The following is a 19854-nucleotide window of genomic DNA, read 5'->3' as shown; positions in this document are numbered from 1 at the left end:
GCCACAATGCGCTCACGCATCGGACACGGCATCAGCATCGGGATGCCGGGACCACACGATTTCGCCGTACGCGCCGCGTTGTTCGTCTGCGTGTCCTCATATGAGCATGATCTTGTCGGAAAGCTGTGGCGCAATGCGCGTCAACATCCTCCGGTTCCGAATCATGCTCCACGCTGCAACATCGACGCTTCCACCGCGTCCTGCTCCCCACGTTCGTGACGACCGCGAAACGTCCCTCTCGATCGGGAACAGGACGTGGCTAAAAGAGCATGAATTCTGGAAAGGAGAAAGAGGAACATTCTTACGGGAAGGACTGGACAAGGGTAAGGGTGATCGACTTGAAAGTCTTCACGAAAAAGCTCCGTGGCGCCGGCGGTTTCGCGGCCGCGCCGCAGCCTCCAAAGGCGCATTCCCCCGTGGAATTGGACAGTCCCGCCGTCGGCTGATTTGCCCGTCGTCGGGTCGCTCTCAGACGTGTCTGGGACGAATCTGAACCGGTAGCGTAGAGTTTAAGAGTCTCGGTAGAATCGACATGGGCGATCAATTCATCAGCCGGCGAATCACTCTCGTCAGAACCACGGAGCTGCACGCTTCGTCGCGCGGGCCGAATGATCTGAGGCGCGTGTGCGGCGCGTTGCTGTTGTCGTGCATTGTCCTCGGGCTCGCGGCGTCCGGCGCCGCCGGAGCGGATGGCAGCGTTGCCGCGAAACCGGCAGAGACCGAGCAGGCTGCGGACGATGTCGCGCCGCCGCAGCAGCCGCAGACGGCGGAGCCCGAGACGGTGGGGCGGCCGTCGGACGTGCCGACGCCGGCTCTGAAGGTGGCCGTGCCATCGACCGAGCCCGCGAAGCCGGTCGCGGCCGAGCGCAAGGCCGACCCGCGGAGCGACACCAAGACGACGAAGAATCTGTCGGTGCCTCAACGTGCGCTCCCGGCCGACGTTGCGCAGATGATCGGCCGCAAGATCTGGCTCAACGAGGCCGGGGGACGGCGCGACGCGATCACGTCGTGGAATGCGGGTGAAGAATTCGCCTCGCTGGGAATCGGGCATTTCATCTGGTACCCGTCCACCGCGAAGCCGCCTTATGAGGAGGGCTTTCCGGGGCTGATCGCGTTTCTGCGCAAGGGCAGGACGCCGTTGCCTGCATGGCTCGACAAGACGCCGATCCCGGCATGCCCGTGGACCAGCCGGGCCGACTTCAAGCGGAATTTCAACTCGCCGCAAATGCGGCAATTGCGGCAGTTCCTGCTCGACACGATTGCGGAGCAGACGCAGTTCCTGGTGGCGCGTGCGCAAGGCGCGATGGACAAGATCCTCGCCAACACGCCCGACAGCGCCGAACGCGAGCACATCGTCGCGCAGTATTCGCGGGTCGTGCGCGCCTCCAACGATCTCTATCCGCTGATCGACTACATCAACTTCAAGGGCGAGGGCACCAATCCGTCCGAGACGGCGGTGGACAAGGAGACGGGCCAGCGCCAGGGCTGGGGTCTCAAGCAGGTACTGCTCAAGATGAACGGCACCACCACCGAGTCCAAGGCCGTGCTCGCCGAATATTCCGACGCGGTGCAGGTCGTGCTGCAACAGCGGGTTCGCAATCTGCCCTCGAACCGCGTGTGGGAGGCGGGCTGGCTGCGTCGCGCGGAGACCTATCGCCGCCCGATCGCGCAGCTCGAGCAGGCCCCCGAACGCGCCCCGCGCAAATCATCGCGCTACAGGGCCGACAACACACGGTTCTGATGCGGGAAGCGGCGCGCACGATCCGTGCGCGTTGCGAGGCGCATGATCACCTGCCTCCTGCCTCGGCTTTCTTGGCAGCGACGACCTTCTGGTAAGCCGCCTGCAGCCGCTCGCCGACACTCGGTCCAGCCTTCCTGCGCCGTTTCGCGCCGAGATGGGTCTCGCGCAGCTCGTCCATGAATTCGGCCCACATTTTCGGGCCGCCTTCCATCAACAGCTTGGCGCGGATGCCGAGCTCCTCCGAGACGGGGAGATATTTGTAACCCCAGCCCGCCATCTGCGCGAGGATCGGCAACAGCTCGATGCCCTGCTCGGTCAGGGAATAGATGCCCTTCTGCTTGTGGCTCGGATCGTCCTCACGGCTGATGATGCCGGCCGCGAGCAGTGTCTTCAGCCGGTCGGCGAGAATGTTCGAGGAGATGCCTTCCTCCGAGCCGCCGAGCAGCTCGCGATAGTGCCGGCGATTTCCGAACATCATGTCGCGGATGATCAAGAGGCTCCATTTGTCTCCCACCACTTCGAGCGACAGGTTGATCGGGCAGCCGGAGCGCTGGGGGTCGGACATCGAAGTCTCGTGAGCAGGGATCGCGTATAAACCGCTTGCAATATTGCACCGGTCTGGGCATTCTCCAACTGCTTGCAAAATGAAAGCAGTCAGGGAGAGGCCGTCGATGGCGAGACTGGTGATGTGGAACATGATGACGCTGGACGGCATGGTTGCGGGCCCGAACGGCGACATCTCCTGGCACGAGGACGTGTGGGGCCCGGAGCTGGAGCATATCTCCGAGACGCAACTGCACGAGGCGGGCGTACTGCTGTTCGGCCGGGTGACCTACGATCTGATGGCCGGCTATTGGCCGACCGAGAAGGGCGTGATCGCCGACTTCATGAACAGCATCCCCAAATATGTCGCGTCGCGCACGCTGTCTCGCCTGGCATGGTCAAACGCGCATCTGCTGGGTCCGCAGCTCGCGGCCGATGTCGACAAGCTCAAGCAGGAGAATGCCAAGGACCTGTTCCTGTTCGGCAGCGCGGACTTCGCGTCGACGCTCGTCGCGCACGATCTGATCGATGAGTTTCGTATCGCGATCAATCCGCGCGTGCTCGGCGCCGGACGGCCGCTGTTCAAGCCGGGGCAGGCCGTGAAGCTCCGCCTGATCGACAGCCGGGCGCTGTCCAACGGCGTTGTCATCGCGCGCTATGCCCCCGTTCGGGACGTGTGAGTCCAGCTCTCGCGGGCGCGCTCCGTGTCCCGGGGGAGTGCAGGTCTATAAACCACACCGCCGGTGCGTCTAGCCCCTCACCTCAACCCTCTCCCCGTGAAGAACGGGGCGAGGGAGCGCACCATCCCTGCGGCCGCGCGTTCGGGACCAAACAACTTGTTCTCACTCAACTCATCAGGAGCGTAGGATGTCGCTGACCCTCTACTATCATCCGCTGTCCTCGTTCTGCTGGAAGGTGCTGATCGCGCTGTATGAGAACGACGTTTCGTTCACGCCGAAGCTGATCAATCTCGGTGACGCGGATGAGCGCGCGGCGTTCTTGAAGCTTTGGCCGGTCGGTAAATTTCCCGTGCTGCGCGACGAGCAGCGCACGATTCCGGAATCGAGCATCATCATCGAATATCTCGACCAGCACTATGCGGGCAGGACGCGCTTCATTCCCGATGATCCCGATCTCGCTTTGCGGACACGTCTGCGCGATCGCTTTCTCGACCTCTATCTGCACATGCCGACGCAGACCGTCGTGTTCGACCGGCTGCGGCCGGCCGATGCCCGCGATCCGCTCGGCGTCGCCGACGCTCTAAGCCGGCTGCGCACGTCCTACGCCATGCTCGAGACTGAGCTGCCGCCGCATGGCTGGGCGATGGGAGACCCGTTCACCTTGGCGGATTGCGCGGCCGTGCCGGCGCTGTTCTACGCCGACAGAGTGGAGCCGCTTGGTGATGGGCTCCCCCGGGTCAAAGCCTATCTCGACCGGCTCAAGGCGAGGCCATCCGTGGCGCGGGTGCTCGCAGAGGCCGAGCCTTATTTCCACATGTTCCCGCAGGAGCCGGGCTGAATCGGGAACCCGGCCAAAATAATTGCGGGAGCGTGTCGGCGGCACCAGGGCCGGATCGTCCTACTGATGAGGGCAGGGCAGTCCTGCCGGACAGCATCAGGGGAGAGGCGCCATGCGGTTCATGGTGATCGTGAAGGCGACCAGGGACACCGAAGCCGGAATCCTGCCGACGACCGAGGAGTTCGCGGCGATGGGCCGGTTCAACGAGGAATTGGTCAAGGCCGGCATGATGGAAGCCGGCGAGGGCCTGCATCCGACCGCGAAGGGGGCGCGCATCGACTTCTCGAACGGGACGTCGAGCGTCGCGCGCGGTCCGTTCGATCTCTCCCGCGATCTCGCGGCGGGCTTCTGGATGATCAAGGCCGGCTCGCTCGATGAGGTGATCGAGCATATGAAGCGGGCGCCGTTCCCGAGCGGCCAGATCGAGATCCGCCAGGTCTATGCCGCGGAGGATTTCGGCGAGACGTTCACGCCCGAATTGCGTGAGCGGGTCGAACGGCTGCGTGCGCAGGCCGCCAAGAGCTGAACCGACCCTGATCAGGAGAGGAGGAACGCGATGCGATTCATGATGCTGATGATCCCGCTCGGCTATGAGAGCGCGCTGCCGGACGTGCAGCTCGATCCCGAGCGCGTCAAAGCGATGATGCGCTACAACGAGGCCCTGAAGGACGCCGGCGTGCTGATCACGCTGGAGGGCCTGCATCCGCTGTCGATGGGGGCGCGGGTCTCGTTCGCGGGCGGCACGCCTGTGGTGACCGACGGCCCGTTCGCGGAGGCCAAGGAGGTGCTCGGCGGCTATTGGATGATCGAGGTCGCCTCGCGCGACGAGGCGATCGCCTGGGCCAAGCAGTGCCCGGCCTCGGACAACGAGATCATCGAGATTCGCCAGGTCCAGGAGATGGCCGACTTTTCCGAGGAGGTGCAGCAGGCCGCGGCCGGCTTCGCCGAGCTGCCGCATGCCGGCCGTGTCTGATCGATCCGTTTCACAGCAGGAGAGGGAAGTGCAATGAGCGACAACAGCAACACCTATCTCGCCGTCTTTCTCGGCAGCAAGACCAGTCCGGCCTGGAAAGCCTGGGAGGCGCTGTCCGAAACGGAGCGCAATGCCAGGGGGCAGCAGGGCATGGCGGCCTGGCATGCCTGGGCGGATCAATATAAGGACGCGATCGTCGCGATGGGCGGGCCGCTCGGCAAGACCAAGCGGGTCGACAAGGGCGGCGTCAACGACATCGCCAACGAGATGGGCGCGTTCACCGTGGTCCGCGCCGCGTCGCACGAGGATGCCGCGAAGATGTTCGTCAACCATCCGCATTTTGCGATCTTCCCGGGCGAGCGGGTCGAGATCATGCCGGTGCTGCCGATTCCGGGCGGTTAGTTGAGCGGCCTGCAGGGCGGAACGTCGGCTGAGGTGAACATCGCGCTTGCTGCGGCGCCCGGCGTTTGTGCCGGGCGCGCTGATCTCGCGGCGACTTCGGTGCCAACCTGTCCCTTGCGCGACCCTCCAGGCGAGGGTGGCGCCTGTTTCGCTGGGGGCTTAACGGGACGACGGGACGGACCCCTCGCGCACATCGGCGGCTGACCCCGCCAAAAGTCGCTGGCTTCCTTTGACCCGGCTCATGTAAAAGCCATTTACATGAGCTGGCGCAAGGAAGAGCGCCGCGCCGAGCGCGGCTATCATCACGGTAACCTCAAGGAGGCGCTGCTGCAGGCGGCGCTCGACCTGATCGCGCAGAAGGGGGCTGCTGGCTTCACCTTTGCCGATGCGGCCCGCATGGCCGGCGTCAGCCCGGCCGCGCCCTACCGCCACTTCCGCGACCGCGACGAATTGCTGTCGAGCATCGCCCAGCGCGGCTTCGAGCAGTTCGAGGCGCAGCTCTCGGCGGCGTGGGACGACGGCCGGCCCGACACCGTCACGGCGTTCGAGCGCGTCGGCAAGGCGTATCTCGCATTCGCCCGTTCGGAGCCTGCGTTCTATTCGGCGATGTTCGAATCCGGTGTGCCGGCCGACTCCACCGCGGGCCTGCTGGCGGCGGGCGAGCGCGCTTTCGGCGTCATCCGAGCTGCCGCCGAGCGGCTGGCCGCGCTGGCGCCGCCCGGCGTGCCGCGGCCGCCGGCGCTGATGATGGCGCTGCACATCTGGTCGATGGCGCATGGCATCGCCTCGCTGTTCGCGCGTGGCGACGCCGCCCGCCGCAAGCTGCCGATGTCGCCCGAGGAGCTGCTGGAGGCCGAGGTGTTGATCTATCTGCGCGGGCTCGGCTTCCCGACCGACCGCCGGCCTGCGCCGTCCTCCGCTGCCGAGCCGCCGCCGCTGCCGGACGATGACAAGCCGGCAGGGCCCTGGGGCCGCCCGAAATAAGGTTCAAAGAACGCCGAAAAATAATTCGAGCGACGCGTCAGGCGGTCGCCTTGACAAAATCCCGGGTTGAGCTAGCTATGTAAATGTTATTTACATTCACACGGCATGGCGCCGCGAATGGAGAGGGAGATGGCCTACACCGCAGATGTCAATCGTTGGCGCGGTTCGGAGGAGGAGCAGAGGTACCGGCCCCGCATGATGGAGTCGCCCTGGCATCCCGGCTGGATCGCCGTGACCGTGCTCGGCTTCATCATCTGGTGGCCGATCGGACTTGCCCTTCTCTTTTTTACACTCGGGAGCAGAAAGATGGCGTGCTGGAACGGCGGTGATCGCTGGTCGAACAAGATGGAGCGGATGCAGTGGAAGATGGACCGCATGCGCGACAAGATGGAGCGCCGCGGCTTCGGCTTCGGGTTCTCGCAGCCGGCTTCCAGCGGCAACCGCGCCTTCGATGAGTACCGCATGGAGACCCTGCGGCGGCTCGAGGAGGAGCAGCAGGAGTTCCGCGACTTCCTGACCCGGCTGCGCCACGCCAAGGACAAGGAGGAGTTCGACGCGTTCATGGCCCAGCACAAGCCGCGTCCGACCCCGCCGAACGACCAGCCGCAGAGCTGATCGCCTCTCACCTGACGGCGCAGGGCTTTCAGCCCCCGCCCTGACGGCATAAGACGCCCGCTTGCGGTTTCCCCCGCCGGCGGGCGTTTTGCGTTCTCCGATACCGCCCGCCTGCGGCGGCTGGCCGCTGCCCGCTGGCGGCCAAAATGGTCAAGCTGCTGATCACAAAGGCTCTATCTGGCTGGTCCGGCTGGACCTTTGACCTCGGCAATACTCCGCGGTAACCCCGCCTTAACCCCGGAGGGGGTTTGGTTAAGGGGCGCTTACGCGCGCCAAGAGCCCTTGTTTTGACACGTTGGCAGAGGAAGCAGGCCGCTTATGGCTTCGGCGGGCCTCTTAAAGCGATCAGTTCAGGGTTTTCTCGCGCAGGCGCTTTCCGCCGCGACGGCATCCGGCATGGAACGGCGGCTGCATGGTCCCGGGCGTCCCGGGATGATTGGTTGAGAGGATACTGCAGATGTCTGTCGATAGCGGCGGCCTGTCCCTGATCGATCTATTCGGCAATGCCGGCTGGGTGGTTCGGATCATCATGCTCGGCCTGATCTCCTGCTCGATCTGGGTCTGGGCAATCGCGATCGACAAGATGTTCCTGTTTTCCAGGACCCGCCGCTCGATGGATCGGTTCGAGCAGGCCTTCTGGTCCGGGGAATCGATCGAGGAATTGTATCGGGTGCTGTCGGCGAAGCCGACGCAGTCGATGGCGGCGTGTTTCGTGGCGGCGATGCGGGAATGGAAACGCTCGTTCGAGGGCCATGCGCGCTCCTTCGCCGGGCTGCAGATGCGCATCGAGAAGGTGATGAACGTCTCGATCGCGCGCGAGGTCGAGCGGCTGGAACGCCGTCTCCTGGTGCTCGCCACGGTCGGCTCCGCCGGCCCGTTCGTCGGCCTGTTCGGCACGGTCTGGGGCATCATGACCAGCTTCCAGGCGATCGCGGCATCCAAGAACACCTCGCTGGCGGTGGTCGCGCCGGGCATCGCGGAGGCGCTGTTCGCCACTGCCATCGGCCTGATCGCGGCCATCCCGGCGACGATTTTCTACAACAAGTTCTCTTCGGAGGTGAACCGGCAGGCGCAGCGGTTGGAAGGCTTCGCAGATGAATTTTCAGCCATCTTGTCCCGTCAGATCGACGAGCGGGGATGAGGGCAGGTATAGTGGCATTCGGATCGTGAGTACCACAGCATGGGCATGAGCATGGGCAGCGCGTCCGGCGGCGGTGGTCGCCGCGGTCGGCGCAAGGCGGCCGTGATGGCGGAGATCAACGTCACGCCGATGGTCGACGTCATGCTGGTGCTGCTGATCATCTTCATGGTCGCGGCGCCGCTGCTCACCGTCAACATCCAGGTCGACCTGCCCCAGGCGCAAGGCGGCTCGGCCTCGACGGCCGACGCCAAGCCGCCGCTCGAGGTCACCGTCAAGAAGACCGGCGGCGGCTGCGCGTCGAAGGTGGACGTGTATCTCGGCGACTCGCCGATCGCGATCAACGAGCTTGGGCCGAAGATCAAGGCGATGAAGGAGGCGGGCGCCGGTGGCGCCGACAACGTCGTCAAGATCCGCGGCGACCGCGACGCCTGCTACTCCGACATGATGAAGGTGCTGGGCCTGGCGCGCGACGCCGGCTATCGCGCCAGCATCGTCGTGCTGCCGGATCAGGGCTCATGACGTCAGCAGACCTCATCCGGTTCGTTCGCACGCGCAAGGGGACGGTGCTGTCCGTCGCCCTGCACGTGCTCGTGCTGTGCTGGGGTCTGTTCAGCTTCTCCGCGCGCTCGATGGTGGTGCCGGCGGAGGACCTGGTGCCCGTCGACGTGATCTCGGAGGACAACTCGTCCAAGGCCAAGGCTGGCGCGCTGGCGGGCAAGAAGGAATCCCAGAAGCTGCTGGCCGACAAGATCGGCGAGAAGAAGCCGACCGAGGACATCGTCGGCAAGGTCGACACCAAGCAGGTCACCGAGACCGACGCCGCGCCGACGCCGCAGCCCAAGCCGGAGAAGCCGGTCGAGAAGAAGCCCGACCCGCCGAAGCCGGTCGAGAAGCAGCCGGATACGCCGAAGCCGGTGGCCGAAAAGAAGCCGGAGCCGCCGAAGCCCGCGCCGGCCGAGAAGCCGAAGCCGGAAGAGAAGAAGCCCGATCCCTTCAATCCGGACCAGATCGCCAGCGTGCTCAACAAGGACAAGGCGAAGCAGCCGCCGAAGCCGCAGCAGGCCGCCGCCGCGCCTCCGGAGCCGCCGAAGCACAAGAGCGAGCGCAAATACGACTCTGAGAAGATCGCGAGCCTGATCAATCAGAAGGACCCGACGCGGCAGGCGGCGACGGGGGCGGAGCTCAATGCCAATGCGGCGCTCGGCGCAACGCAGGGAACGGCCGAAGCCAACGTCGCGAGCTGGCAGATCGCATTTCAACAAGCGGTCGGTCGCTGCTTCAATCTTCCCTATACCGGCGTCGATGAGGACAAGATCGAGGTCGATATCGACATCCAGCTGCGTCCGGATGGATCGCTGGCCGCCGTGCCGGCCGTCGTTGGGACGCGAGGACCGTCGCGGGTCAGCGTAGCCATGGCGGAGAATGCCAAGCGCGCGGTGGAGAATTGCCAGCCCTATTCGTTCCTGCCGAAGAACCGGTACAATGAGTGGAAGCTCGTACCGACGACATTCAATCTCAAAATGATGAATTCGATGCGAGGCCGAACTTGACGACACCTCCGAAGCGCACGACCGGATTTTTCACGCGGCGCCAGCTTTTGCTGACCGGAGGCGTCGCGATGGCGGCGCTGGGTGCAGGCCCCGCGCTCGCCCAGCAAAAACGCCTGGAGATCATCCCGAGCGGCGAGTTCAAGCCGATCCCGATCGCCGTTCCGCCCTTCGTGCCCGGCGGGGCAGGGGATGCCGATGTCGGCAATGGCGTTGCGCAGGTGATCACCAACAATCTGAAGCGCAGCGGGCTGTTCGTGCCGGTCGACCCGGCTGCGTTTCCCGAGCGCATCAGCAATTTCGAGGCGCCGCCGCAATTCGCGAGCTGGCGTCCGCTCGACCTGCGCGGGCTGGTGACGGGCCGCGCGACGCGGCAGCCGGACGGGCGCCTGAAGGCGGAGTTTCGGCTGTGGGACCCGAACTCGGGCCAGCAGCTCACCGGCCAGCAATATGTGACGGCGCCGGAATATTGGCGGCGCATCGCCCACATCATCTCGGACCAGATCTACACGCAGATGACCGGCGAGAAGGGCTATTTCGATAGCCGCGTCGTGTTCGTCGACGAGAGCGGCCCGTCGGATCGCCGCGTCAAGCGGCTCGCGCTGATGGACCAGGACGGCGCCAACGTCCGCTATCTCACCCGTGGCGCCGACCTCGTGCTGACGCCGCGGTTTTCGCCGTCAAGCCAGGAAATCACCTACATGGAGTTCGGGCAGGGCGACCCGAAGGTCTATCTGTTCAACATCGAGACCGGCCAGCGCGAGATCGTCGGCAACTTCCCCGGCATGTCGTTCTCGCCGCGCTTCTCGCCGGACGGCCAGCGCATCATCCTGAGCCTGCAGCAGGGCGGCAACTCCAACCTGTTCGTGATGGACCTGCGCTCGCGCACGACCACGCGGCTCACCGACACGCCGGCGATCGATACCTCGCCGTGCTACTCGCCGGACGGCAGCCAGATCTGCTTCGAGTCCGATCGCGGCGGCAAGCCGCAGATCTACGTGATGTCCTCCAGTGGCGGGGCAGCGCAGCGCATCTCGTTCGGCGAGGGCAGCTACTCGACGCCGGTGTGGTCGCCGCGCGGCGACTTCATCGCCTTCACCAAGCAGGGCGGCGGCCAGTTCGCGATCGGCATCATGAAGACGGACGGCTCGGGCGAGCGCATCCTCACCGCCGGCTTCCACAACGAAGGGCCGACCTTCTCGCCCAACGGCCGCGTGCTGATGTTCTTCCGTGACCCCGGCGGCACCGCCGGTCCGTCGCTGTACTCGATCGACGTCTCCGGCCGCTTCGAGCAGAAGGTGCCGACGCCGGGCTTCGCCTCGGATCCGGCCTGGTCGCCGCTGTTGTCGTGACGGTGAGCGAGGCTCTGGGCCCGCTCACGTCGTGGTGGACGCGATTTTTCGAGTCGCGCGAGGCGTGTTCTGTGGAAAGGTGGAACTATTAGTTGTAGTAGCCGGGTAGTGTTTGCCTAGTTCTCTGAATTTTCGAGCGAATTCGTGCATTTCGCGAGCGCGGAAACGCTCCGCTAACGATGTTCCCTCAGAAAGACTTCACCTGCGAGCGGTAATGTTTGTGCACCGAACAGGACGCGTGCGCACGAATGCAGCTTGCCACTCAGAATGGAGAAGACGATCGAAAGTTGTCGCCTGCGATCCAGGCGGCTCTCGTCGACTCCCTCTTCCAGGATCCCGGCCCGATGTTCGCCGGCGCACTCTGCGCCGCCGTCGCCGCCGTCATGACCGCGATCAAGAGCGGCGACGTCAATCTGTGGCCGTGTGCCGCGATGCTGATCATCGCAGGGGCGTTCCGTTCGCTCGACATGCGCTACTATCGGAGCCTCTGCGACAACGGTCGCCTCACGCAGGAGGCGGTCGAGCGCTGGGAGGTTCGCTACCAGATCGGCGCCATGATCTATGCGCTGGTGCTCGGCGTGTGGTGCGTAGTCGCCCTTGTCGACAACAGCGACCCGGTGGTGCACCTGATCGCGATCACGGTGACGCTCTGCTACATGTCGGCGGGCGCCGGCCGGACCTACGGGCGGCCTTGGATATTCCATGTCCAGATCCTGCTCGCCTGCGGACCGCTTGCAGTGGCTCTCGCGATCCACGGCAGCCCTTATTACCTGGGCATGGCGGCGTTCTGCGTCCTGTTCTTCGTGTCGCTGAAACATATCTCGACCAATCTGCAGAGGATCTTCGTCCAGGCCTTCGTGGCGCGCGAAAGCGAGGCTGCGCTGGCCAAGCAGTTCGATACGGCCCTGAACAACATGCCGCACGGCCTGTGCATGTTCCGCTCCGACGGGCGTCTGGCCGTGATGAACCATCGCTTCGGCCACATGATGAGCCTGCCGGATGACATCCTGCAGCGTGGCGGCAAGGCGGCCGACATCATCAACGCCTGCGTGATCGCAGGCTCGATCTCCGCTTCGAGCGGCCGGCTGATCCTGGCCGAGATCGAGCACACCAAGACCCATAACGTCATTACCAGCGATCCCGACGTCGCGCGCGACCGGTCGCTGTCCTGGACCTTCCAGCCGATGGCCGACGGCGGCGCCGTGGTCCTTCTCGAGGACATCACCGAGCGCCGGCATGCGGAGGCGCGCATCTCGCATCTGGCGCGCTACGACGAGCTCACGACCTTGCCGAACCGCGTCAGCTTCCGCGACGAGATCGAACGGCTGCTCAGGATTCCGCAGCGGCACGGCGAATTGTCCGCGCTGCTGTTCGTCGATCTCGACCGCTTCAAGCAGGTCAACGACACGCTCGGCCACCCCTGCGGCGATCAACTGCTCTGCGCGGTCTCCGAGCGCCTGCGCGACATGCTGCGTCCGGAAGACTTCGTCGCGCGCTTCGGCGGCGACGAGTTCGTGGTGTTCCAGCGCAACATCCGCTCCAACGATGACGCGGCCATGCTGGCGCGCCGGATCGTCGACCAGCTCAGCGAGCGCTACAAGATCGACAATCATCTGGTCGAGATCGGCGCCAGCGTCGGCATCGCCATGACTGGGCCGGGGATCAGCGCCGACACGCTACTGAAGAACGCCGATATGGCGCTGTACCGCGCCAAGGCCGAGGGACGGGGCACCTTCTGCTTCTTCCGCGACGAACTCGCCCAGACGGTCGAGGCGCGCCGCATCCTCGAGCTCGATCTGCGCAAGGCGCTGGCGAACGAGGAGTTCGAGCTGTTCTATCAGCCGCTGGTCAATCTGAAGTCCGGCAAGATCTCGACCTGCGAGGCGCTGCTGCGCTGGAACCACCCGGTGCGCGGCACGGTCTCGCCGGTCGACATCATTCCCGTCGCCGAGGACATGGGCCTGATCGTCGATCTCGGCCGCTGGATCCTGCGCAAGGCCTGCCTCGAATGCATGAAATGGCCGGATGCGGTCAGCGTCGCCGTCAACTTCTCGCCGCAGCAGTTCCATCAGCGCGATGTGCTCAGTGAGGTCCGCTACGCGCTCGAAGTGTCCGGGCTGCCGCCACATCGGCTCGAGATCGAGATCACCGAATCCTCGCTGTTGCGCAACACCCAGCTCACGCACGATGTGCTGTCGCAACTGCACATGCTCGGGGTTCGTATTTCGCTCGATGATTTCGGCACCGGCTATTCGAGCCTCAGCTATTTGCACAACTTCCCGTTGGAGAAGGTCAAGATCGATCGCTCTTTCCTCGAAGGCATCGACAGCGATCGGCCGCTGACCCTGTTGCGCGGTGTCGCAAGATTGTCCGCCGATCTCGGCATGTCGGTGGTGGTGGAGGGCATCGAGACCAACGAGCAGCTCGAACTGGTCAGCGCCGACGGCACGGTCACCGAGGCGCAGGGCTATCTGTTCAGCCGGCCTGTCCCCGCAATCCGCATCCGACAGCTCCTGAATGCCTCGCATGGGCGCCGTTCGAGCGACGGGGCGATCGCGGCCGCCGGCGGGACACGTTCGATCGCATGATCACCCGACCTCCGCCTTGATGCGGACGTGCCGCGAAGATCGACCGGCGCTGGAGGCGAGCTCTGTGCGTAGCATCCCGCCGGTCCTCTCTACGAGCGTGGCTCGCATGTGAATGGCGATGTGACAACCCCACGTCGCACCATTCGGAAACATTGCGCGCGTCTACCAAGCGAATCCGTTTCGATTTGACACGCAAGTGATCCGAAGCAATCCGTCCGGTGCAGCGTCCAATCCCGTAAGTCACGGTTGCGCCTCCGGGATTCTGCGAGCCGTTAACTTTGTACCGCCGAAAGCTTTGCGTCGGCATTAACCCGCTGTTAAGCTCATACTGCTCGTAGGAGTTGTGTGAGAAGGGGTTGCGGATGAAGTCGGCGGCTAGAGTAAGTGCCGTTGCTGAACAGAAGTCGGATGTGCTGGAGAACGTGGACTATCGACTGGCGCTGACTGTTGAGGACAAGGACGAGATCTATCGGCTGCGCTACCGCGCCTATCTGCGTGAAGGCGCCATCCTGCCGTCGCCCAGCGAACGCGTCACCGACGAATATGACGATCTTCCCAACAGCTTCATCTTCGGCGTCTACGTCAATGGCGAGCTCTACAGCTCGATCCGCATCAGCGTCGTGAACTCGCAATGGCGCCGATCGTTGTCCTCGGACATGTTCGCCGACTTGCTGCATCCCGAGCTTGATCGCGGGAAGGTCATCATCGACCCGACACGGTTCGTCGCCGACCATGAGAAGGCGCGGCTGTTTCCGGCGCTTCCCTATGTGACGGTCCGGCTCGGCTACGTCGCCTGCGCCCACTTCAATGCGGACATCGGTCTCGCCAACGTCCGCCCCGAGCATCGCGCCTTCTACAAGAAGGTGTTCCTGCAGGAACCATGGGGTGAGCCGCGGCTCTACTCCGGCCTCACCAAGCCGGTCGGCCTGGTGGCGGCGCACTACCCTTCGATCCGCGATCGCGTGTTCCAGCGCTTTCCGTTCATGCGCTCGAGCGCGTTCGAACGGCGGATGCTGTTCGATCGTCCCGCGCCGGACGCCTTCACTGATTCGTTCAGGATTCAGGCGGTCGCGAAGGCCGGCTGATCATCGGCCGATATCGGGGCCAGCTCGGCCGTCTGGCCGGTTCACACCGTGGCCCCGATGCAAAATTCAGCGAAAAAGCGCCCTGCTGCAGGCGTCGCGCCGCTTGCCTTCACCCTGGCGCCACATTTACAACCCATTAACCATCGCGGTCGCTTTTCGGGTTTCGTTAGCATTTGACGGGGTTCGGCAAGACCCCATCAAGGTTGACGGAACGTTCGCTTAACCATCGCCCTGTAGACCGGATGGCAGTCTAAGAACGTGAGCGTGGAGGCTCCGGGAATGAAATATCAGATGCGTATCCTCCAGGGATTGAAGTTGGCCGCCGTGCTCGCCGTGGCGCTGTCGATGGGCGCATGCGCCAACAGGAATCTCACCGGGGCCGACGGGGCGATGGCCAGCGCTGCGACTCCAGGTAGCCAGCAGGACTTCGTCGTGAATGTCGGCGATCGCGTCTTCTTCGAGAGCGATCAGACCGATCTCACGCCGCAGGCGATCGCGACCTTGGAGAAGCAGGCGCAGTGGCTGCAGAGCTATCCGCGCTACTCCTTCACGATCGAGGGCCATGCCGACGAGCGCGGCACCCGCGAGTACAACATCGCACTGGGCGCGAGGCGCGCGCAGTCGGTCCGCAACTTCCTGGTGTCGCGCGGCATCGACCAGGGCCGCATGCGAACGATCTCCTACGGCAAGGAGCGGCCGGTGGCGGTTTGTAACGATATCTCGTGCTGGTCGCAGAACCGCCGTGCGGTGACGGTCCTGAACGCCAGTTCATAAAGCTGAACGAATCCGTTGCTGATGAAGCCGGCGTCGCCCATCGACGCCGGCTTCGTTGTATGTGATCGGCGGGTCTTGTCCGGGCTTGGTCTTGTCTTCGCTTGAACGTCATTTGTCTCTATCGCATTTCTGCTTTACAGCCTCGCTCACAGGCCTGTTTTCAATGTCTCGCCGATCCGGTCGTCAGGGCAGCATGTCATTCATGTTTCTTCCACGGAGCGCCGCCGCGATCCTCGCAGCGCTCGTCGTTTTCTCGTGCCAGGCATTTTCGTCGCGGGCGCTCGCCCAGACCGACGATGATCCCGAGATCCGGATCCAGCGGCTCGAAAACCAGCTCCGGCAACTGACCGGTCAGAACGAGGAGCTGCAATATCGCAATCGCCAGCTCGAGGAGCGGCTGCGGCAACTGCAGAGCGCAGCGCCCGGCGGCGCCGCCGCGGCGCAGCCGAGCGCGGCCGCGCCGGCGCAGGCCAATCCCGCCTACGGCCAGCCTCCACAGCCGGCCTATGGCCAGCAGCAGTACGGCCAGCCGCAACAGGCCTCTCCCCAGCAGCAGCCGGGCTATGCGCAGCCGCAGGCCGGCGCGCCGGTGCAAATCGTCCAGGAGCCCGCGGCCCCTGGCCGGGGCCGCCGCGGCGATGCGTTCGATCCGAGCCAGAATCCGACGGCTCCCGGCGCCCCGCAAGCGCTCGGCGGCGGCCAGTTGCCGATCCAGCCGGGTGGCGGCCAGGCCGCCGGCCGTCCCGCCGGCGATCCCACGACTCTCGCCAACACGGGCGGTCGCTATCCCCAGGGTGCGCCGCCGGCCGCCGCTCCGGCCGCCGCTCCGGGCGCTGGCGGACTGGAGACCGCGCCGCCGCGGCAGACGCCGCGCGACGAATACGACCTCGGCATCGGCTACATGCAGCGCCGCGACTACGCGCTGGCCGAGCAGACGATGCGCAACTTCACCCAGAAATATCCGAACGATCCGATGGTCGGCGACGCGCAATATTGGCTCGGCGAGAGCTTCTACCAGCGTCAGCAATATCGCGATGCCGCCGAGGTCTTCCTCGCCGTGACGACGAAATACGAGAAGTCGGGCAAGGCGGCGGATGCGCTGCTCCGGCTCGGCCAGTCGCTGGCCGCGCTGAAGGAGAAGGAGGCGGCCTGCGCCGCGTTCGGCGAAGTGACGCGCAAATATCCGCGCGCGTCGGCGGGCGTGAAGGCGACGGTCGATCGCGAGCAGAAGCGGGTGAAGTGCTGAACGCCCCCGGGCGAGGGTAGGCCTCTCGCTTACGACCGACGGGGCGGGTAGGCTGCGGCGCCATGTCGAAGGCCGGTTCCGAAGATGATCTTGCGATCTCCGCCGCCGAAGCGGAGCGCCTGTTCGCACCGCTTTCGGCGGCGCCCGTGCTGGTGCTCGCCGTATCGGGCGGTCCGGATTCGATGGCTCTGATGTGGCTCGCGGCGCGGTGGCGCGCGGGGCTTGCGCAGGGGCCGCGCCTTGTGGCTGTGACGGTCGACCATGCTCTGCGGCGCGACTCCGCCCGTGAAGCCCGCATGGTGAAGGAGACCGCGCGGCGGCTCGCAATTCCACATCGGACCTTGCGCTGGAACGATGAGAAGCCGGACACCGGGATTCCCGAAGCGGCGCGCTTGGCAAGATACCGCCTGCTGGCGCGCGCGGCGCGGCAGGAGGGCGCCGGACACGTCGTCACCGCCCACACCCGTGACGACCAGGCCGAGACCGTGCTGATGCGGCTCTTGCGTGGCAGCGGCATTGCGGGGCTCGCGGCGATGGCACCGCTCAGCGAGCGTGAAGGGCTGTTGCTGGCGCGGCCTCTGCTCGACGTTACCAAGGCCAGGCTGGTGGCGACGCTGCGCTCGGCCGGGATCCCCTTCGCAGATGATCCGACCAATCAAGATCCCGCCTTCACCCGGCCGCGGCTGCGCGCCCTGATGCCGGCTCTGGCCGCCGAGGGCGGCGATGCCCGGACGCTGGCGACGCTGGCCGACCGGCTCGGACGGGCCAATGCCGCGATCGAATTGATGGCGGATGGCGCCGAACGCTATCTCGCATTGCGAGCGGCCGGCACCGGGCCCGGACAGGCGGATCACGGCGAGACCTTCGAGGCGCGCGCCTTTGTCGCACTCCCGGCAGAAATCAGACTGAGGCTGCTGATGCGCGCCATCAATCGCATTGGCACTGAAGGTCCCGTGGAACTCGGCAAGGCCGAGGCGCTGCTGGCGCGACTGGACCGGACTCTTGCGGGGAACGCAGATGGTGGTACGTCTGCTCCGGGCAGGCTAAAACAGACCCTGGCTGGTGCACTGGTAAGCATGACGCGAGGCGCGATCCGCATCACGCCCGCGCCGCCGCGGCGGTCGGGCGCGACTTGAAGCGGCTCGTCGCTTTCGCGGACCCTTAACCACCGGCCCTGGCAGCGGTTTCCCGCGCCTTTTTTTGAGCGGGAATCGGGCTAGGATGCGATAAATAGTCCTTTCTAGTTCCCTTGGCATTGCCGCGAGTGGTACCTAGATTACGAGACGGTCGACCGGGGGATTCCCTCGTGGCTACCCAGGGATGAGTCCGAGGACGAACGGCCGCGATCCGCGCGACCACGAAGGAAAATCGATGAACGCCAATCTGCGCAATTTCGCCCTTTGGGTCATTATTGTCCTGTTGCTGTTGGCGCTGTTCACACTCTTCCAGAACCCGGGGCAACGCGCGTCCTCGACCGACATCAACTTCTCGCAGTTGTTGACCGAGGTCGATCAGGGCAATGTGCGCGACGTCGTGATCCAGGGGCCGGAGATTCACGGCACCTTCAAGAACGGCTCGTCGTTCCAGACCTACGCGCCGAGCGATCCGAACCTCGTGAAGCGCCTGTACGACGCCAAGGTCAACATCCAGGCCAAGCCGCCCGGCGACAACGTGCCGTGGTTCGTGTCGCTGCTGGTGTCGTGGCTGCCCTTCATCGCGCTGATCGGCGTCTGGATCTTCCTCTCCCGGCAGATGCAGGGCGGCGCCGGCAAGGCGATGGGCTTCGGCAAGTCGCGCGCCAAGATGCTGACCGAGGCGCACGGCCGGGTGACGTTCGAGGACGTCGCCGGCGTCGACGAGGCCAAGCAGGACCTGCAGGAGATCGTCGAATTCCTGCGCGATCCCGGCAAATTCCAGCGGCTCGGCGGCCGCATTCCGCGCGGCGTGCTGCTGGTCGGCCCTCCCGGCACCGGCAAGACGCTGATCGCGCGTGCGGTGGCCGGCGAAGCCAACGTGCCGTTCTTCACCATTTCGGGTTCTGACTTCGTCGAGATGTTCGTCGGCGTCGGCGCCAGCCGCGTCCGCGACATGTTCGAGCAGGCCAAGAAGAACGCGCCCTGCATCATCTTCATCGACGAAATCGACGCCGTCGGCCGCCATCGCGGCGCCGGTCTCGGCGGCGGCAATGACGAGCGCGAGCAGACCCTCAATCAGTTGCTGGTCGAGATGGACGGCTTCGAGGCCAACGAGGGCGTGATCCTGATCGCGGCCACCAACCGGCCCGACGTGCTCGATCCTGCCCTGATGCGTCCCGGCCGCTTCGACCGCCAGGTCGTGGTCTCGAACCCGGACATCATCGGCCGCGAGCAGATCCTCAAGGTTCATGTCCGCAAGGTGCCGCTGGCGCCGGACGTCAACCTCAAGACCATCGCCCGCGGCACGCCCGGCTTCTCCGGCGCCGACCTGATGAACCTTGTCAACGAGGCTGCTCTGACCGCCGCTCGTCGCAACAAGCGGATGGTGACGCAGTCCGAGTTCGAGGAGGCCAAGGACAAGGTGCTGATGGGCGCCGAGCGCCGCTCGATGGTCATGACCGAGGAAGAGAAGATGCTGACCGCCTATCACGAGGCGGGACATGCGATCGTCGGCCTCAACGTCCCGAGCCACGACCCGATCCACAAGGCCACCATCATTCCGCGCGGCCGCGCGCTCGGCATGGTGCAGTCGCTGCCCGAGGCCGACCGTCACTCGCATACGCGTGAGTGGTGCGTCTCGAAGCTCGCGATGATGTTCGGCGGCCGCGAGGCCGAGGTGCAGAAGTTCGGTGCGGAGAAGGTGACCAATGGCGCCACCGGCGACATCCAGCAGGCCACCAACCTCGCCCGCGCGATGGTCATGGAATGGGGCATGTCGGACAAGCTCGGCCGCGTGCGCTACCAGAGCAATGAGCAGGAGGTCTTCCTGGGTCATTCGGTGGCGCGCTCGACCAACATCTCCGACGATACCGCCCGTCTGATCGACTCCGAAATTCGCGGCCTGATCGAGGCCGGCGAGCAGGAGGCGCGCCGCATCATCACCGAGAAGCGCGATGACTGGGAAGCGATCGCCCAGGCGCTGCTCGAATACGAGACGCTGACCGGCGAGGAGATCAACGACCTCCTGAAGGGCAAGAAGCCGAACCGCGAATCGGCGGTCGAGCCGTCGACGCCGCGCGCGTCGGCCGTGCCGCCGGCCGGCAAGCCGCGGCCGCGGCCCGATCCGGGCCTGGAGCCACAGCCGCAGGCGTGAGCCAGGGTGATATGCAACGGACTTCCGACGGTCAGCCTATCTGATCCGGAAGATCGA

19 protein-coding genes are annotated in these 19854 nt (G+C 65.2%); 18 read left to right on the top strand and 1 reads right to left on the bottom strand.

The features are described 5' to 3' along the window. Nucleotides 1-532: 532 nt before the first annotated feature. Nucleotides 533-1741, top strand: a complete 1209-nt coding sequence (locus QW868_RS03615) for a hypothetical protein (protein WP_316229936.1) — start codon at nucleotides 533-535, stop codon at nucleotides 1739-1741. Nucleotides 1742-1787: 46 nt separating this feature from the next. Here QW868_RS03615 and QW868_RS03610 read toward each other — a convergent pair whose 3' ends face one another. Next, a complete protein-coding gene (locus QW868_RS03610) occupies nucleotides 1788-2306 on the bottom strand; it encodes a helix-turn-helix domain-containing protein (protein WP_315772322.1) in 519 nt (172 codons plus the stop codon). A 106-nt stretch (nucleotides 2307-2412) separates the two neighbouring features. Here QW868_RS03610 and QW868_RS03605 point away from each other — a divergent pair, with 106 nt between their 5' ends. From QW868_RS03605 to ftsH, 17 genes are all read left to right on the top strand, one after another. Further along, the gene (locus QW868_RS03605) at nucleotides 2413-2964 is read left to right on the top strand and encodes a dihydrofolate reductase family protein (RefSeq protein ID WP_316229935.1); all 552 of its coding nucleotides are present in this window, start codon (nucleotides 2413-2415) and stop codon (nucleotides 2962-2964) included. A 187-nt stretch (nucleotides 2965-3151) separates the two neighbouring features. Next, a complete protein-coding gene (locus QW868_RS03600; protein ID WP_316229934.1) occupies nucleotides 3152-3802 on the top strand; it encodes a glutathione S-transferase family protein in 651 nt (216 codons plus the stop codon). Nucleotides 3803-3914: 112 nt separating this feature from the next. Then, entirely contained in the window at nucleotides 3915-4328 is a 414-nt protein-coding gene (locus QW868_RS03595; RefSeq protein ID WP_316181050.1) for a YciI family protein, read from the top strand. 30 nt (nucleotides 4329-4358) lie between these two features. Continuing rightward, a complete protein-coding gene (locus QW868_RS03590; RefSeq protein WP_316229933.1) occupies nucleotides 4359-4775 on the top strand; it encodes a YciI family protein in 417 nt (138 codons plus the stop codon). Nucleotides 4776-4808: 33 nt separating this feature from the next. After that, nucleotides 4809-5177 carry a hypothetical protein gene (locus QW868_RS03585; RefSeq protein ID WP_315772332.1) on the top strand — a complete coding sequence of 123 codons (369 nt, stop codon included), beginning with the start codon at nucleotides 4809-4811 and terminating at the stop codon, nucleotides 5175-5177. Between the two features lie 258 nt (nucleotides 5178-5435). Then, nucleotides 5436-6161: a TetR/AcrR family transcriptional regulator gene (locus QW868_RS03580; RefSeq protein WP_315779320.1), complete on the top strand. Its 726-nt coding sequence runs from the start codon at nucleotides 5436-5438 to the stop codon at nucleotides 6159-6161. A 129-nt stretch (nucleotides 6162-6290) separates the two neighbouring features. After that, entirely contained in the window at nucleotides 6291-6776 is a 486-nt protein-coding gene (locus QW868_RS03575) for a DUF2852 domain-containing protein (RefSeq protein ID WP_315736314.1), read from the top strand. 457 nt (nucleotides 6777-7233) lie between these two features. Then, on the top strand, nucleotides 7234-7917 hold the full coding sequence (gene tolQ / locus QW868_RS03570) for a protein TolQ (protein WP_315717584.1): 684 nt from the start codon (nucleotides 7234-7236) through the stop codon (nucleotides 7915-7917). 39 nt (nucleotides 7918-7956) lie between these two features. After that, nucleotides 7957-8436, top strand: a complete 480-nt coding sequence (locus QW868_RS03565; RefSeq protein WP_315736315.1) for a biopolymer transporter ExbD — start codon at nucleotides 7957-7959, stop codon at nucleotides 8434-8436. Continuing rightward, complete coding sequence (locus tag QW868_RS03560) at nucleotides 8433-9467, top strand: protein TolA (RefSeq protein WP_316229932.1); 1035 nt, start codon at nucleotides 8433-8435, stop codon at nucleotides 9465-9467. Before QW868_RS03565 ends, QW868_RS03560 begins: the two co-directional genes overlap by 4 nt. A 68-nt stretch (nucleotides 9468-9535) precedes the next feature. After that, entirely contained in the window at nucleotides 9536-10816 is a 1281-nt protein-coding gene (gene tolB / locus QW868_RS03555; protein WP_315812927.1) for a Tol-Pal system beta propeller repeat protein TolB, read from the top strand. A 248-nt stretch (nucleotides 10817-11064) separates the two neighbouring features. Then, nucleotides 11065-13404, top strand: coding sequence for a putative bifunctional diguanylate cyclase/phosphodiesterase (locus tag QW868_RS03550; protein ID WP_315736317.1), 2340 nt, complete (start codon nucleotides 11065-11067; stop codon nucleotides 13402-13404). A 362-nt stretch (nucleotides 13405-13766) separates the two neighbouring features. Beyond that, nucleotides 13767-14489: an N-acyl amino acid synthase FeeM domain-containing protein gene (locus QW868_RS03545; RefSeq protein ID WP_315736318.1), complete on the top strand. Its 723-nt coding sequence runs from the start codon at nucleotides 13767-13769 to the stop codon at nucleotides 14487-14489. 279 nt (nucleotides 14490-14768) lie between these two features. Beyond that, nucleotides 14769-15263: a peptidoglycan-associated lipoprotein Pal gene (gene pal, locus QW868_RS03540; RefSeq protein WP_316229931.1), complete on the top strand. Its 495-nt coding sequence runs from the start codon at nucleotides 14769-14771 to the stop codon at nucleotides 15261-15263. Between the two features lie 202 nt (nucleotides 15264-15465). Then, on the top strand, nucleotides 15466-16509 hold the full coding sequence (ybgF, locus tag QW868_RS03535; protein ID WP_316229930.1) for a tol-pal system protein YbgF: 1044 nt from the start codon (nucleotides 15466-15468) through the stop codon (nucleotides 16507-16509). 62 nt (nucleotides 16510-16571) lie between these two features. Next, on the top strand, nucleotides 16572-17645 hold the full coding sequence (gene tilS, locus QW868_RS03530) for a tRNA lysidine(34) synthetase TilS (protein WP_316229929.1): 1074 nt from the start codon (nucleotides 16572-16574) through the stop codon (nucleotides 17643-17645). Nucleotides 17646-17880: 235 nt separating this feature from the next. Then, nucleotides 17881-19797: an ATP-dependent zinc metalloprotease FtsH gene (gene ftsH, locus QW868_RS03525; protein WP_315777758.1), complete on the top strand. Its 1917-nt coding sequence runs from the start codon at nucleotides 17881-17883 to the stop codon at nucleotides 19795-19797. The last annotated feature ends 57 nt before the right edge of the window (nucleotides 19798-19854 follow it).

The organism is Bradyrhizobium sp. SZCCHNR1051, assembly GCF_032489615.1.
Classification (GTDB): Bacteria; Pseudomonadota; Alphaproteobacteria; order Rhizobiales; family Xanthobacteraceae; genus Bradyrhizobium.
Note: the sequence above shows the minus strand (reverse complement) of the source record. Positions and strands in the feature narration are given on the sequence as shown.